General features: G+C 52.1%; 17 protein-coding genes. 10 read left to right on the forward strand and 7 right to left on the reverse strand.

Translation table 11 applies throughout. The annotated features are described in order from the left end of the window. Positions 1-175: 175 nt before the first annotated feature. Positions 176-343: a hypothetical protein gene (locus ACO0LC_RS18025; protein WP_423005560.1), complete on the forward strand. Its 168-nt coding sequence runs from the start codon at positions 176-178 to the stop codon at positions 341-343. Here the strand turns inward: ACO0LC_RS18025 and ACO0LC_RS18030 are convergent. Together ACO0LC_RS18030 and glmS are read right to left on the reverse strand one after the other, a co-directional pair. Then, positions 315-671 (reverse strand): hypothetical protein, encoded by a 357-nt coding sequence (locus ACO0LC_RS18030; RefSeq protein WP_423005746.1) that lies wholly within the window; start codon positions 669-671, stop codon positions 315-317. The two genes, ACO0LC_RS18025 and ACO0LC_RS18030, sit on opposite strands and share 29 nt — an antisense overlap. A 473-nt stretch (positions 672-1,144) precedes the next feature. Then, the gene (glmS, locus tag ACO0LC_RS18035) at positions 1,145-2,962 is read right to left on the reverse strand and encodes a glutamine--fructose-6-phosphate transaminase (isomerizing) (RefSeq protein WP_423005562.1); all 1,818 of its coding nucleotides are present in this window, start codon (positions 2,960-2,962) and stop codon (positions 1,145-1,147) included. A 155-nt stretch (positions 2,963-3,117) separates the two neighbouring features. On the opposite strand from glmS, the gene ACO0LC_RS18040 reads away from it, so the two are divergent. Next, positions 3,118-3,588 (forward strand): Lrp/AsnC family transcriptional regulator, encoded by a 471-nt coding sequence (locus tag ACO0LC_RS18040; RefSeq protein WP_110254856.1) that lies wholly within the window; start codon positions 3,118-3,120, stop codon positions 3,586-3,588. Between the two features lie 17 nt (positions 3,589-3,605). On the opposite strand, the gene ACO0LC_RS18045 is transcribed toward ACO0LC_RS18040, so the two are convergent. The 3 genes from ACO0LC_RS18045 to ACO0LC_RS18055 all read right to left on the reverse strand — a co-directional run bounded on the left by ACO0LC_RS18045 (position 3,606) and on the right by ACO0LC_RS18055 (position 6,088). Continuing rightward, positions 3,606-4,424, reverse strand: coding sequence for a substrate-binding periplasmic protein (locus ACO0LC_RS18045; RefSeq protein WP_423005564.1), 819 nt, complete (start codon positions 4,422-4,424; stop codon positions 3,606-3,608). Between the two features lie 96 nt (positions 4,425-4,520). Further along, positions 4,521-5,339 (reverse strand): substrate-binding periplasmic protein, encoded by an 819-nt coding sequence (locus tag ACO0LC_RS18050; protein WP_423005566.1) that lies wholly within the window; start codon positions 5,337-5,339, stop codon positions 4,521-4,523. Positions 5,340-5,419: 80 nt separating this feature from the next. Next, positions 5,420-6,088, reverse strand: coding sequence for a Crp/Fnr family transcriptional regulator (locus tag ACO0LC_RS18055; protein ID WP_423005568.1), 669 nt, complete (start codon positions 6,086-6,088; stop codon positions 5,420-5,422). A gap of 150 nt (positions 6,089-6,238) precedes the next feature. Here ACO0LC_RS18055 and ACO0LC_RS18060 point away from each other — a divergent pair, with 150 nt between their 5' ends. From ACO0LC_RS18060 to ACO0LC_RS18070, 3 genes are all read left to right on the forward strand, one after another. After that, complete coding sequence (locus tag ACO0LC_RS18060) at positions 6,239-6,829, forward strand: HD domain-containing protein (RefSeq protein ID WP_423005570.1); 591 nt, start codon at positions 6,239-6,241, stop codon at positions 6,827-6,829. A gap of 229 nt (positions 6,830-7,058) precedes the next feature. Next, the gene (locus tag ACO0LC_RS18065; RefSeq protein WP_423005572.1) at positions 7,059-7,814 is read left to right on the forward strand and encodes a class II aldolase/adducin family protein; all 756 of its coding nucleotides are present in this window, start codon (positions 7,059-7,061) and stop codon (positions 7,812-7,814) included. Beyond that, complete coding sequence (locus ACO0LC_RS18070) at positions 7,811-8,629, forward strand: SDR family oxidoreductase (RefSeq protein WP_423005574.1); 819 nt, start codon at positions 7,811-7,813, stop codon at positions 8,627-8,629. Before ACO0LC_RS18065 ends, ACO0LC_RS18070 begins: the two co-directional genes overlap by 4 nt. A gap of 113 nt (positions 8,630-8,742) precedes the next feature. Here ACO0LC_RS18070 and ACO0LC_RS18075 read toward each other — a convergent pair whose 3' ends face one another. Beyond that, on the reverse strand, positions 8,743-9,792 hold the full coding sequence (locus ACO0LC_RS18075; protein ID WP_423005576.1) for a porin: 1,050 nt from the start codon (positions 9,790-9,792) through the stop codon (positions 8,743-8,745). A 296-nt stretch (positions 9,793-10,088) separates the two neighbouring features. On the opposite strand from ACO0LC_RS18075, the gene ACO0LC_RS18080 reads away from it, so the two are divergent. Continuing rightward, complete coding sequence (locus tag ACO0LC_RS18080; RefSeq protein ID WP_423005578.1) at positions 10,089-10,823, forward strand: hypothetical protein; 735 nt, start codon at positions 10,089-10,091, stop codon at positions 10,821-10,823. Between the two features lie 49 nt (positions 10,824-10,872). Here ACO0LC_RS18080 and glmU read toward each other — a convergent pair whose 3' ends face one another. Continuing rightward, positions 10,873-12,231, reverse strand: coding sequence for a bifunctional UDP-N-acetylglucosamine diphosphorylase/glucosamine-1-phosphate N-acetyltransferase GlmU (glmU, locus tag ACO0LC_RS18085; protein WP_423005580.1), 1,359 nt, complete (start codon positions 12,229-12,231; stop codon positions 10,873-10,875). A 175-nt stretch (positions 12,232-12,406) separates the two neighbouring features. Between glmU and ACO0LC_RS18090 the strand changes: the two genes are divergently transcribed. From ACO0LC_RS18090 to ACO0LC_RS18105, 4 genes are read left to right on the forward strand one after another with little or no spacing between them, the layout of a single operon-like run. Next, complete coding sequence (locus ACO0LC_RS18090) at positions 12,407-13,063, forward strand: PepSY-associated TM helix domain-containing protein (RefSeq protein WP_423005582.1); 657 nt, start codon at positions 12,407-12,409, stop codon at positions 13,061-13,063. Between the two features lie 36 nt (positions 13,064-13,099). Continuing rightward, positions 13,100-13,618 (forward strand): DUF2271 domain-containing protein, encoded by a 519-nt coding sequence (locus ACO0LC_RS18095; protein ID WP_423005584.1) that lies wholly within the window; start codon positions 13,100-13,102, stop codon positions 13,616-13,618. 42 nt (positions 13,619-13,660) lie between these two features. After that, positions 13,661-14,470, forward strand: coding sequence for a DUF4198 domain-containing protein (locus ACO0LC_RS18100; protein ID WP_423005586.1), 810 nt, complete (start codon positions 13,661-13,663; stop codon positions 14,468-14,470). A 24-nt stretch (positions 14,471-14,494) separates the two neighbouring features. Then, on the forward strand, positions 14,495-15,496 hold the full coding sequence (locus tag ACO0LC_RS18105; protein WP_423005588.1) for an FAD:protein FMN transferase: 1,002 nt from the start codon (positions 14,495-14,497) through the stop codon (positions 15,494-15,496). Position 15,497: the final 1 nt, after the last annotated feature.

Here is a 15,497-nt window from a genome sequence, read left to right on the forward strand (position 1 = left end):
TGACTCAATACTCTGGTTGCTGACTACAACTAATAAAGTTGGTCGCGGACTGAAATACTAAGTCTTTGATTTACAAGAGAGTACAAATACAATTAAAGTTGGTCGGAAGGGCTGCCAGCAACGAACGGAGCTCTCATTCAACGACCCTGGACTGGAAGCTGCGCTAAAAAGATACTTGGATCCGGATGATTCGGCATTCAACAGCGTCGAGTACTGTGGTATCTGCCTAGTCGGCTTCGATTATCAGAAATACCCAAGCGAGCCCAATAAAGTGACTGTAGCTGACGTTAAAAAGGCCATCGCTGGCGAAATCTCTAAGTGGCAGGAAAGCGTCCTGTGGTAAGCGATCTGATACGTGAGCGTTTCCCAAGCAGTTGGCTAAGTCGGTACATGCCTGAGGTTGCCAACAAATCTCTAAATGCCTTTGTTCGTAAAATTGATGGTGCTTGTATTGACAAGCATGTCGCATACCCTGCCTTGGCGTATGCCTCTAACATCGCAATAATCTCCACTTGCTCGCTTGTTGGTCCGCGCATTGGCTTGTTTGGAACAGTCAATTCATCTTCACAATGATTAATATAACCAGCCAATTTGTCATACTCAGTTTTGAAATGAGACAAATCATCGAACCAGGTCGAGATCCAGATCAGGTAACGCAGTGGATGAGTCATACCACTACCAGACAAGATTCGCAGAAACTGAGTCCGCAGAAGATGGGTGGCTGCCTCGTGATTGAGTGCCGGCAAGCACGCTAAATTCGATACCAGTTTTTCAAGCGAGACTTGGACTAGTGGCCACCGCACGCGTCCGCTTGCATAGGTCATACCAAGACAGGATAGGCGAATTCTGAACACTTCCGGGCGGACAGTTAAGCAACTCATTGCTTAACTGACTGAGCTTTAGGAGCCAGCTCGTTTCCTGTCGTGACAGCCTACGATCTTCCAACCAAGCCAGCGGGCCGCAATTGGCCTGCGTCGGAAGCACCCATGCAAAACGCGCTACCTGTAACAGTTTCAGGCTGGAGGCCCGTAGCCGGGCATTAATATCCGCTGACCGCGGTTATTAATGCCCCAGACTTTTATTACAGGGAATATTTTCGCTTCCGACCAACTTTATTTGTTCTAGTCAAACGCAATCTCATGCCCTATTCAACCGTGACACTTTTTGCCAGGTTACGTGGCTTGTCAACATCCGTCCCTCTTGCCAGTGCAGTGTGGTAGGCCAGCAATTGCAGTGGCACCACGTGCAATATGGGTGACAACTGGCCGTAGTGCTCTGGCAGGCGGATGACGTGTACACCTTCGCTGGAGGTGATGCGGGAGTCGGCGTCTGCGAAGACGTAGAGTTCGCCGCCGCGGGCGCGGACTTCCTGCATGTTGGACTTGAGTTTTTCTATCAGGGTGTCGTTGGGGGCGACGGTGACGACGGGCATTTCTTTGGTGACCAGGGCCAGGGGGCCGTGTTTGAGTTCACCTGCCGGGTAGGCTTCGGCGTGGATGTAGGAAATCTCTTTGAGTTTTAATGCGCCTTCGAGGGCGATGGGGTAGTGCAGGCCGCGACCGAGGAAGAGTGCATTTTCCTTGCGGGCGAATTCTTCTGCCCAGGAGATGATTTGTGGTTCCAGTGCCAGCACGGCGCTGATGGCGACGGGCAGGTGGCGCAGGGCGCGTATGTGTTCTGCTTCATCAGTTTCGCTGAGTCGGCCTTTGCTTTGTGCGAGGGACAGGGCCAGCAGGAACAGTGCTGCCAGTTGTGTCGTGAATGCCTTGGTGGAGGCGACGCCCACTTCTACCCCGGCATGGGTGATGTATGACAGGGCGCATTCACGCACCATCGCGCTGGTGGCGACATTGCAGACTGTGAGTGTGTGCAGCATACCCAGGCTGCGTGCATGCTTCAGCGCGGCCAGGGTGTCTGCTGTCTCGCCACTTTGCGATATAGTGACAACCAGTGAATTGGGGTTGGGCACGCTTTCGCGGTAGCGGTATTCGCTGGCGATTTCTACATTGACAGGGATTTTGGCGATGGCTTCTATCCAGTATTTAGCAGTCAGGCCAGCGTAATAGCTGGTGCCGCAGGCGAGTATCAGGACTGAGTCTATCTGCTTGAAGACTTTGTAGGCACCGTCACCAAACAGTTCGGGCATGATGCTGATGACGCCTTCTAGCGTATCGGCAATGGCGCGTGGCTGCTCGAAGATTTCTTTTTGCATGTAGTGGCGGTAAGGGCCCAGCTCTGCTGCGCCGCTGTGGGCATGCACGGTTTTTACTTCGCGCTGGACTGACTTGCCTTCGCTATCAACTATCCATACTTTTTGCAATTGCAGGTCGACGACGTCACCTTCTTCGAGATAGATGATCTGGTCTGTAGTGCCTGCGAGTGCCATGGCATCTGATGCGAGGAAATTTTCACCCTGGCCAACGCCGACGATCAATGGGGAACCCTGGCGTGCGCCGACGACGCGGTGAGGTTCATCGCGGCAGAATACGGCAATCGCAAATGCGCCTGTCAGGCGCTTGATGGCGATTTGCACGGTCTCGAACAAATCACCGCTGTAGAGGTGGTCTATGAGGTGGGCGATGACTTCGGTGTCGGTCTGGCTTTCAAAGACATAACCAGCTTGCGTCAGTTCTGCGCGCAGTTCTTCATGGTTTTCTATGATGCCGTTGTGCACGAGGGCGATGCGCTCGCGCGAGAAATGCGGGTGGGCATTGGATGAAGACGGTGCGCCATGCGTGGCCCAGCGGGTGTGGGCGATGCCGGTGTAGCCAGCAAGGCCGGACTGGTCTATCTGCGCCTGCAGGTCTGCCACGCGGGATGTGCTGCGTGAGCGTTGCAGATGGCCATCTACATGCAGGGCGACGCCGCATGAGTCATAGCCACGGTATTCTAGCCGCTTCAAGCCTTCCAGCAAGACGGGGGTGATATTGCGTTGAGCAACTGCGCCGACGATACCGCACATGGTGACCTCTGATAAAGAATGAATATGTGTTCATGCTAAAGCAGATGGCTTGACATTTTCTTTCAAAATTAATCTATTATTGAAATTTATAGAACATCGATTTTCTATTTGAACTATTATTTCAATATATAAGAAAATTTGGAATTATCAATCATATGCTTACTATCAATGAGCTAGACGAACTCGATAAACGCATTTTGCAGCAATTGCAAAAAGATGCCTCGCTGACCAATCATGAACTGGCCTTGCGGGTGCATGCGTCTGCACCGACCTGTCTGCGCCGCGTGAAGCGGCTGACGGATGAAGGCATCATCAGCCGCCAGGTGGCGTTGCTGGATGCCAGCAAGCTGGGGGCAGGCTTGACCGCCATAGTCGAAATCACGCTGGATCATCAGGCGACTGAGAAACTGGTGGAATTTGAACAACTGGTGGCGCAGGAAGGGGCGGTGCAACAATGTTACCGGGTGTCGCAAGGACCGGATTTTGTGCTGGTGATACAGGTGGCCGACATGGCGGCTTATCATGCGCTGGCGCACAGGCTGTTTGCGACGCATGCGAATGTGCGTAATGTGCGCAGTTTTTTTTCTATCTTGCGTAGTAAGTTCGAGACCGCGATTGCGTTATAGTTTTTTAGTAAACCCGCTCAACGTGGACGTATGCTTTCTTTCAAGACATGCGCCGGATAATAGCGCTGAAAGCTTTTCCAGACCACGCCTGATTTGGCGACTTGTTCCAGCATTTCCTTGAGAGCCGCCCTGTCTTCATTGCTGAGGGATTTTTTTGAAATATAGACACCACTGTCTCCCCAGGCTAATTCGGGCAGAGGTTCGTAGCGCAGCTTGTCCAGCATGTCTTGTACACGCGCATCATCCATGATGGCACCGGCAAGTATCGATGGAGCCATAATGGTCAAGTCAGATATGCCCGCCTTGAGCAGGCGTGCGATCGAGAGTGGATCGGCATCAAAATACAGGCGGCCTTGTTTGCCCAGTTCCTTGATAATGTCCTGATAGGCCGGGCCATAGTCAAAGCCGCGCACCAGGGCGACTTTCAAATCTTTTTTATCCAGCAAATCCTGCATGGAGACAATCACAGGGCGATTGCTTTCCATGGAAATCAGGGTGGCACGGTTATATACCAAGGGGATGAAGATGCCATGCTCATCCCGTTTTGCAGTGCGGCTGGCGGGGATCAGCAAGTCAGCCCGCCCTGTTTCAAATAACAACTCCAGCCTGGCCCTGGGCACGGCAGTCAGGGTGAATTTGCAAGCGTCACCAAGGCTACGCAGGATGTCGGGATAGATACCTTCAATATTGTCGCCATTGATCAAGACACTGCGCCCAGTGGCGGCAACAGGCACGCTGATGACGCGCGAACAAACGGCAAAAGCCTGCTGGGCCAGGGCCATGAGGCTGCACAGGAGGAGAATACGCAATGCAGGTAAATTTATCTGAAAACTCATTAATTGGTCCTGCAACATTCAACAACATTCAACAACATTCAACAACATTCAGCAATCAGTACATCAGCGATCAAGCAAACCACGATTATTTCCTGACTATTGACGGGGTCGATTACCCTCTTTCAGTACTTCCGGTTTGTAATACCGTAAAAACAATTTCCACACCTGGCCAGAACGGGCAGCACGTTCCATCATCTCTTGCAAGGCATTGCGGTCATCCTGACTCAGGCTTTTTTTGGACAGGTATATCCCGCTATCACCCCAACCCAGTTCCGCCAAGGGCTCATACCTGATTTTGTCAGCCATATCATCGACCCTGGTATCACCCTGTACAGCACCGGCAAAAATATAGGGTGCCATGACGCTTGCGTCTGCAACACCAGATTTCATGATGCGGGCAACAGAAACGGGGTCGGCTTCCATGATGAGTCTGCCTTGCTTGTTCAACTCGGATAAAAGGGTCTGGTAACCCTCGCCATAGTCAAAGCCGCGCACCACGGCCACTTTGAGGTTTTTTTGCTCCAGCAATTCTTGCTGGCTGCGTATGGGGGGGCGGGCCGATTGCAAGGAAATCAAGGTGGCGCGGGTGTAGATCATAGGCACGAAAATCCCGTGTTCATCGCGCTTGGCCGTGCGTATGGCAGGGAATAGCAAATCGGCCTGACCGTTTTCAAACATCACTTCCAGGCGTGCGCGTGGGACAGAAGAAAACTGGAATTGGCAACTTTCTTTGACAGACAAACTACGCAAGATGTCAGGATAGATACCAGTGACATTATCACCATTGACAATCACACTAAACCCCAATGGTGCAACTGGTGTATTAATGACGCGTGAACATGCAGCCTGAGCAGGGGATAATAAATGGCTCAGGAGCAAGAACAGCACAGTATGGCACTTTGTCAGCATATTCATCAAGACTCACCTTGATAACGAACCTGCATACGATAGACCAGAAAGATGCTTTGCAGCAAGCAAGATTGCCGTCAGAAAAGTCACTCTTTGTCACATAAGGCAAATAGCTTGTTTTCCGCCAGAATTTCTATCTTGCCATAAGCCAGGCGTATCAAACCATGTTGCTTGAAAAATCTTAATTCTTTCGATAAGGTTTGACGTGTCATGCCCAGCATCATGGCCAGTGCCTCTTGGGTTACCGGCACTATGGCATGCTGGTTTTGCTGGCGCTGGGCAACTTCTGCCAGCAACAGCAAACGACGCGCCACCCTGGCCCGTACTGAACGCAGGCTGGCATCTTCAACTATGCCATACAGCAAGCGTATGCGCCTGGCCAGCATGTGCGCTATCGCGGCGGCGAAGGAATTGCGCTGCATCATGCTGCGAAAAACTGCAGGATCAAGTACCAGTAACTCCACCTCTTCCAGCGCCGTTGCATCGTGGGTGCGTGGCATCTCGTCGATCAGGGAGATTTCACCAAACCAGGTAGCCGCCTCAAGGAAAATAAGTATGGCTTCGCGCCCTTCCATACTCAGGGTAGACATCTTGATTGTGCCACTGAGCAGGGCATAAAAACCACAGGGCGCGTCACCTTGCCGGAACAACATTTCACCTGGACGTAAGCGCAAATGTTCACAAGAGACTAACATGGTCTTACGGTCTGCTAAAGGCAAGCTGGCGAACCATGGGTCGGCCAGCAGGGTGTTCATTAGATGTGCTTGTGATGTCATCTGCAATCTGCACTAACAGAAAAATTATCAACAGTAGTCGGCAATAATCAAATTGTAAAATATTTGACAGTTGCAATGGGAATCTACATTGTAAGGTATGTCTCTGCCTCTTCTTCAGGGAGTATTCAAATGCAACATCGTGCTCAATTCGTCCGCATGGAGGACAGTACCCAGCAAGACTGGCAATTGATAGGCGGCGAGTTTCGCCAGTTTGCCCAGGGCTTGCCCGACAGGGTGTTACAACACTTGCGTTTGCTGGAAGGGGACTATGGTGGTTTCCCGATAGATCGTTTTACTCACTCGCTGCAAACCGCCACGCGCGCCTTGCGGGATGGCCGCGATGATGAATATGTCTGCTGTGCTCTCTTGCATGACATAGGCGACACCCTGGGTTCTTTCAATCATCCCGATATTGCCGCTGCCATACTCAAGCCTTTTGTCAGCGAAGAAAACCTGTGGATGGTGCAACACCATGGTATTTTCCAGGGGCATTATTTTTTCCATCATCTAGGGATGGACAGGGACATGCGCGAGCAATTCCGCTCTCATCCCCATTTTGAACGCACGGCAGAATTTTGCGCCCTGTACGACAACCCTTCTTTTGATGCGCATGCAGAAACTTTTCCGCTGGTGGAATTTGAACCCATGCTAAAAAAGCTGTTCAGCCAGCCGCGCAATACAATTTATAAAGCGGCTATCAGCGCCAATAACGATAAATAACAATCAATAGGACATACACAAAATTGCCCCAACAAGGCTATCGCTATGGGAAACCGCTCTTGCAGGAGCGGTTCGTTACTTTGGCAGACAACATGTTGTCTGAAACCCCAAAACACCGTAGCGACGAAGACAGTACTTTAGTACAAGGTATTGCTGAATGCGGGAGCTGCAACGCTTTGGGGCGGTTTTGTGTATGTCCAAATCACAAAAAAACAACACTGGAGACAATATGCAGATAAACTCAATCAAAGATCAGGTCAGCGCAGAAGAATGGCAATTACGCACCGATCTGGCGGCCTGTTATCGCCTGGTGGCAGCCTATGGCTGGAGCGACCTGGTATTTACCCATATCAGTGCACGCATCCCTGGGCCTGAGCATCATTTCCTCATCAACCCATATGGTTTGATGTTTGATGAAATCACGGCGTCCTCTCTGGTGAAGGTCGACCAGCAATGCAATAAGGTGATTGATTCACCCTTTCCGGTGAACCCGGCTGGCTTTGTCATTCATAGTGCAGTACATGCTGCGCGAGAAGATGTGCAATGTGTTTTGCATACGCATACGCGGGCGGGTGTGGCTGTCAGCGCACAAAAATGTGGCGTGCTGCCGCTGTCGCAGCAATCGACTTTTGTGCTGGCATCGCTGGCTTATCATGATTATGAGGGCGTTGCTTTCAGGGAAGATGAAAAGCCGCGCTTGCAAGCTGACATGGGACAGGCTAACTTTCTGGTGTTGCGCAATCATGGTTTATTGACAGTGGGCAAATCGATCGCCGATGCCTTCCTGTCCATGTACACCTTTGAAGCGACTTGCCAGATACAACTGGCAGCGCAGGCAGGCGGGGAATTGGTCCATGTGAATCCCCTCATCGTCAAAGGGGTGGCAGAAGCCATGCGCGTACAGACTGGTGGTTTGGGTGGTGCCTTTGTCTGGCCTTCCCTGATACGCAAACTTGATCGAACGGATGAAAGCTATAAACTATGAAGGCAAAGCACAAGGTCGTCGTCATTACCGGTAGTTCAGATGGAATAGGAGCAGAAATCGCGCGTCAGCTGTCCAGGAAATATGGAGCCAGCCTGGCACTGGTGTTGGCGGCGCGCAATGAAGAAGCACTCAAGAAAGTCGCTGCCGAATGCAAGACCTTTGGTGCTGTATCTTTAATCGTAAAAACCGATGTCGGCATGGAAGCCAATTGCCGCAATCTGATAGAGGCTGCCGTAGAACAATTTGGCAGCATTGATGTACTCATCAATAATGCCGGAAAATCAGCCCAGGCCTTGCTGGAAGAAGTGGATAACCTGGGCTGGTATCAAGAGCTGATGCGTATCAATTTCTGGGGTAGCGTCTGGTGCACCCACGCTGCCCTGCCCCACCTTAAAAAATCACGCGGTGCCATCGTCGCCGTCTCTTCACTGGCTGGCCTGATCGGTGTACCTGGCCGCACCGCGTATAGTGCCAGCAAGTTTGCCATGGCTGGTTTTTTTGAATGCCTGCGCTCAGAATTGAAAGAGGCTGGCGTCAGGGTCACGCTGGCCTACCCCGGTGTCGTCGCCACCAAAATACGTTACCATGGCTATAACGCTGCGGGTGAAGCAGCAGGCAAGAGCGGCTTGAAAGAAGACGATGCCATGTCGGTAGAAGAATGCGCGTCGCTGATCATACGTGGCTATGAGCGTGGTGACCGTGAAGTGGTCATGAGCTTCAAGGGCAAGCTTGGTCGCTGGTTGAAATTGATAGCACCTGGCCTGGTCGAAAAGATGGCGATGGCGGCTTTGAAGAAAGATGTCAGGCCGCATTAACATAGGCTTTGCCAGGGTTCGCAGGAGCGGCTTTAGCCGCGAACGTTTACAGCCGTAACGGTATGCTGTTCGCGGCTGAAGCCGCTCCTACAGGCCAATTTTATTTTGCAAGTTTAGAAGCGGTGTTGTATACCAACAGTTGCTGAAGTCTGGTTAGTCGCAAAGCCTGCATCATCACGTGACACACCTGTCAGTTTGTTATTGCTGGCTTTGGCATAGCCGCCAGCAATATAAATATCAGTGCGTTTCGACATGGCGTATTTGGCGCGCAGTGTCAGCAAACCCGGATCGGCATCTGCACCTGCTGCCACATTCTTGATGTCCTGATAGTAGTAGACGCCCGTCAAGGTCCAGGCGGGTGTCAACGCATAATTGCCACCCAGCCACAAGGTATCACTGCGTTGATCTGCTGCACCTGTCGCCAGGGTTTTCTTGAAATTGCGGTAACCAGCAAACAGCTTCACCTCACCAAAATCATATGAGCCTGCCAGGTGCAAGACCTTGGCCTGGTCATAGGAACCATTGGCGACAGGCGCGCTATTGTTTTGCTCATAGGTGATGACTGCTGCCCAGGGGCCATCAAAGGCACTGGCTGCAACTATGTATTTGGCATTGCCGGCAGTGTTGCCTGCCACTTCACCAAAACCATATGTCGCACCCAGTTTGTAGCCCTTGCCGTCATACTGGTATTTGACCAGGTTGGAAATGGTGGTCAACATGCCATCTTTGCGACCACCTGTAGCACCAGCAGAAGTCGCCCAGGAATATTGCGGCGCATAACCCATGGGGTCAAAGGGCAGGATGAAATCGTAGGTAGTACTGTAAGAGCGACCAGCGATGACACGGCCAAAATCACCTTGCAGACCGACATTGGCCTGACGACCAAAGATATCGCCATCAGAAGCACCCGTGTCGAGCAGGATGCCGCCTTCGAGTTGCATGATGGCTTTCAAGCCACCGCCCAGGTCTTCACTGCCACGCAAGCCAAAGCGCGAGGTATTCATGCCGCCGCTATTGAGTTTGAACTGGCTGCCTTTATTGGCATCGGCATTATTGTTGTAGGTGATGTTGGCATCTATCAAGCCATAAATCGTGACGGTAGATTGCGCATGGGCTGCTGTTGCCATGCACGCCAGCGTGGCCAGGCCAAGTAGCTTCTTCATTGGTGTTCTCCTATGGAAATTTTTGTTTTGCGAACAACATGTCTGTCATGTAGTCGCTACACATGCTAAGGAGTACAAGCTTTCAGTTGCCTTTCTAAGAGCACTTTGTCCTGGCCAGGGCAGTGCAGTGTTGTGAATTAGCCTCTCTGCTCCAGCTTTCCTTTCACGCCAGATTTTTCATGCTTCACACCATATTCCTGCGCCTGATCTCATACAGGTAGTGACTTGCCTAGCCAGGTCTTAATCTGTCATTGCTGTCCCCAACAACGCAAATCACTTACTGAATGGAGCCCATCATGAAAAACATTTTTACTACTACGACGATCAGAACCCTGCTGCTTGCCGCAGGTATCGCCACCCTGGCCAGCAGCAATGCCATGGCTTTCTCTGAAACTGAATTCAAGAGCGCGGTCAAACAACTGATCAGCACACCGACGATCAGCCAGGAACAATATGTTGCCAATGCAGTGACTGCCTGGCTGAACCAGGATTACATCAATTCATTGGCACAAGCCGAGATCGATGCCAGCAGAACCGCCAATTTGCAAGCCGCTGCCAACTTCAATCACTTGCTCCAGCAAGAGCCAGGCAACCCTCTGCTAATGTCTTATGCCGGTGCCGCAACAGCCAAGTCTTCACTCGATAAATTTGCCAAAGCAGAAAAAGCCACGGCACTGGAAGATGGCACAGCGATGGTGGAACAGGCTTTGCAACTGGCGAGCACCAGCCAGGCCATGCATGGCAGCGTACCGGTAGCGCTGGAAGTGCGCTTTGTCGCCGCCGCCACTTATCTGGCGGTACCAAAAATCATGAACCGCCATGAGCAGGGTGAACAGTTGCTGAAAGATGTCATCGATGCCCAGCAGTTTGCCCAGACTGATGTGAATTTCCGCGGTGCAGTGTGGATGCGCGCGGCGACTGTGGCGGCAGAGAAAAATCATGCCGATGAAGCGAAAAAATATCTGAATGAGATAGTGAAAAACAATGCGCCGCAAGCTCAGAAAGCTGCGCAGTTATTGCAGGCATTGTGATCTGCCGGATGTATGCGGCCAACTCCGGGTTGGCCGCTGCACGACTGTTTTACTTCTTGATTTTGACTGGACGCTGCCAGCCATCGATCGTGATTTGTTTTGCGCGTGATACGGTCAGCTTGCCTTCCGGCGCATCCTTGGTCAGCGTCGTGCCCGCGCCCAGCGTCGCGCCCTTGCCCACCCGCACAGGTGCCACCAGTTGGGTATCGCTGCCTATGAAGGCATCGTCCTCGATGATGGTACGGGATTTGTTTACGCCATCATAATTGCAGGTAATCGTACCCGCACCGATATTGACGCGGCTGCCTATGGTGGCGTCACCGATATAGGCCAGGTGATTGGCCTTGCTGTGTGCAGCGATCTGGCTATTTTTTACTTCGACAAAATTACCGATGTGTACGTCCTCTGCCAGCTCAGTCCCCGGGCGCAATCTCGCATAAGGGCCTATCTGTGATTTGGCACCGACCGTGGCATCTTCTATATGGCAGAAAGCCTTGATATTGCTGCCTGCAGCGATACGGGCATCCTTGATGACGCAGTTAGGGCCTATGCTCACGCCGTCTTCCAGATGGACCTCGCCAATAAAGACACAACCTACATCGATAGTGACATCACGCCCGCATTGCAAGCTGCCACGTACATCAATGCGGGCCGGGTCATACAGGCCCACGCCTTGCTCCAGCAGTTTGAGGGCGATATTTTTTTGATGGGTACGCTCCAGATCGGCCAATTGCACCTTGCTGTTAACACCCAGGGTTTCCCAGACTGCATCTGGTTGGGCAGAGACGACCTCAACACCATCGGCAACCGCCTGGGCGACGATGTCAGTCAAATAATATTCGCCCTGGGCATTTTTATTGGACAAGTTGCCCAGCCATTTTTGCAGGTGGGCGGTGGGTATCAGCATGATGCCGGTATTGGTTTCGGTGATCTGGCGTTCTGCCTCATTGGCATCTTTTTGTTCGACGATGCGTGTGATGACGCCTGCTTCCCTGACCATACGGCCCAGGCCGGTCGGGTCTGTCATATTCACAGTCAGTATGCCTAGTTTGTCATTGCCGGCAACCGCCATCAGGCGCGCCAGGCTGCTGGCAGTAGTCAACGGCACATCACCATACAAGACCAGGGTAGGCTGGCTGATATCGAGCACGGGCAAGGCCTGGGCTACCGCATGGCCAGTACCCAGTTGCGGCTCTTGCAGGGCGAAACGCAAGTCTTGCGCAGCCACGGTAGTTGGCACTTGCTCACCACCATGACCATAAACCACGCAAATATTGCTGGCCTTGAGTTGGCGCGCCGTGGCAATCACATGGTTCAGCAGGGGCTGGCCTGCCAGTGTATGCAAGACCTTGGGCAGGGAAGATTGCATGCGTTTGCCCATACCTGCGGCAAGAATAACGACATTCATAATGGGGTAAATATAAGTTGAAATCCTTAAAAGTTTAACATGCGCAGCATGGTCAGACTGCGGCTGCAAGCTTGTGCCTGGAAATATCGGGATGATGGCAAGAAACAAAAATGTACAATTCCTCCTGCTTTTCCAGCCTGACTCCATGTACAATTGAGAATAATTATCATTTAGAATGAGCAAGAATAAATCCATGCAAGCCGGTTCAGACAATTTAGCGCCGCAGCAAAGCAGGGCTTTCTGGTTACGGCATTTACATCAATGGCACTGGATCAGCTCGGCACTTTGCCTGATTGCCATGTTGCTGTTTGCCGCCACCGGCATCACCCTGAACCATTCAGCCCAGATAGAAGCCCAGCCTGTGGTCAGCAAAAAAGAAGGCCGCCTGCCACTGGCCCTGTTGTCGCAATTGAATGCCCTGAAAAATACCGATGACGCTGCCATACCGGGCGAAGTCAGTGACTGGCTGGCGCATGAAATGAATATCAAGCTGGGCGATCAAACGCCGGAATGGTCACCGGAAGAAGTGTATATAGGCCTGCCTCGCCCCGGCGGCGACGCCTGGATGCGCATAGCCCTGGACAATGGCGAGATTGAATATGAGCTGACCAGCCGTGGCTGGATCGCCTATTTCAATGACTTGCATAAGGGTCGCAATACTGGCACTGCCTGGAACTGGTTCATCGATGCCTTTGCCGTGGTCTGCCTGATTTTTTGTGTGACTGGCCTGTTCCTGCTGAAGATGCATGCAGGCAAGCGCCCCAGTACCTGGCCTGTGGTGGTATTTGGCCTGGTGTTGCCTCTCATGCTGGCCCTGATGTTTATTCATTAATTATTCAACACTTACTCAAAAGAAGGTTGTACACCCATGCGTAAATTGCTCCCGTTTGCCATCACCAGTCTGCTTGGTGCACCAGCCATGAATGTCGTCGCGGCTGATCTGACACTTAAAGTCGAAGTGCCACGCCTGAATGTGGCTGAATACCACAAACCCTATGTCGCTATCTGGCTGGAAAAACCAGACCAGACATTTGCTGGCAATTTGTCGGTCTGGTATGACTTGAAAAAGCGGGACAACGAGGGAACCAAATGGCTCAAGGATTTGCGTCAATGGTGGCGTCGCAGTGGTCGCGAATTGCAATTGCCGGTGGATGGCCTCAGCGGTGCAACCCGTACCACGGGTGAGCAAACCCTGAGTTTTTCAGGTGAGAAGGGTGTGCTGGCCACGCTGCCAGCCGGTGACTACCAGCTTATCGTGGAAGCAGCGCGTGAAGGTGGTGGCCGCGAAGTCGTCAAAGTGCCATTCCAGTGGCAAGCCAAGGGCGAGCAAAACCTCAAAGCCCAGGGCAGCCATGAACTGGGCGCCATTGCTGTGACCATCAAATAATTAGGCTAAAAAACCGGCTCAAAAATCAGCTCAAGGATAATCATGCACACTATCAAAAAAATCGCCCTTTTCTCGACACTGGCTTGCGCCGCTTTTGCAGCCCAGGCACACCGCACCTTCCTGGTACCTTCATCCACTGTGGTGGCAGGCAATACGCCCTGGGTAACCGTAGATGCCGCAGCAGCCACCGATGTCTTTGTTTTTGATCACATGCCTTTGAAGCTGGACAATCTCTTCATCACGGCACCGGATGGCACTGCGCTGAAGCCGGAAAATGCCAGTACAGGCAAATACCGCAGCAGCTTTGACGTGAAACTGAGCCAGGCGGGTAGCTATAAAATGGGCATACTCAATGAAGGTCTGTTTGCCAGCTATAAAGAAGAAGGTAAAGTCAAACGCTGGCGCGGTACGCCAGAAACTTTTGCCAAGGAAGTACCAGCCAATGCAGAAGAACTGCAAGTCACACAACGCTCAGGCCGTATAGAAACCTTTGTCACGAATGGCAAGCCTGGTGGCAAAGCCATGGAGATCACCGGCAATGGCCTGGAATTGAGTGGTGTCACCCATCCCAACGACCTGGTCGCTGGTGAAACCGCACAATTCCGTCTGACCCTGGATGGCAAACCAGCCGCCAAAGTCAGCGTGACCCTGATACCTGGTGGTGTGCGCTATCGCCAAAAACTCGATGAAAAAACCATCGTCACCGACAATGAAGGCAAGTTCAGTGTGACCTGGGCAAATGCAGGCATGTACTGGCTGGAAGCCGAAGTCAAGGATGACAAGCAAGCCAAGGCACCGGCCAAATCCAGAGTCGCCAGCTATGTAGCAACGCTGGAAGTCTTGCCTCAGTAATCAAGCTTTATTATCAACAGTAATATGCGTCGTGTTTTTATACCGCTGGATGTGGCGGAACCACAAAATCCGCCCGACTCTGCCATCAGCCTGACACTCAGTGGCGATAGCATGGGCACCCGCTGGACTGTGCAATTACTTTGCTCGCCAGCACACGACGCCCAGGTCTTGCAGGTTGGCATAGAGCATGAATTAAACCAGGTCATCATGCAGATGAGTAGCTGGGATCCGTCCTCGCTGTTATGCACTTTCAATCGCGCACCCTTGCATAGCTGGCACGAGGTGACGCCAGAGTTTTTCAGGCTGGTTGACTATAGTCTTTACCTGTCACAACAAACTGGCGGAGCCTACGATATCACTGCGGGCAAACTGGTTGATCTATGGGGTTTTGGTCCTGCTGGCAAACGCAGTAATGTGCCTGAGCCTGAAGCTATTCAGGCTGCATTGCAAGCCGGTAACTGGAAGTCACTGGAACTCGATCATCTAAACCTGCGTTTGCACAAGACTGGCGACATCGCCCTGGACTTATCGTCGATTGCCAAGGGCTTTGCCCTGGACCAGATCGCCCGTTATCTCAATGCACAGCATATCAACAGTTACCTGATAGAGCTGGGTGGCGAGCTGCGTGGACTGGGCATGAAGAAGGACAGGTCACCCTGGTGGATCAGGATAGAAAGTCCGGCTGGCAGCGCTAGCCTGGATAAGGAATACCTGATCGCCCTGCATGGTTTGGCGGTCGCAACGTCAGGTGATTATCGTCAGTATTTTGAGGAGGATGGCCGCCGCTATTCTCATACACTGGACCCGCGTAGTGGGTATCCGCTAGCAAATGATCTGGCCTCGGTAACTGTATTGCACACTGAATGCATGGTGGCAGATGCACTGGCAACGGCACTGAACGTGCTCGGTAGCAGCGCCGGGCTGGAGTATGCCAACCAGCATCAGATTGCCGCCTTGTTCTTGCAAAGAACCGCGAAAGGCTACGAAGAAAAAATCAGCAATACCCTGCGCGCCATGCTGGATTAAA

Source organism: Undibacterium sp. JH2W (genome assembly GCF_049340425.1).
Classification (GTDB): Bacteria; Pseudomonadota; Gammaproteobacteria; order Burkholderiales; family Burkholderiaceae_D; genus Undibacterium.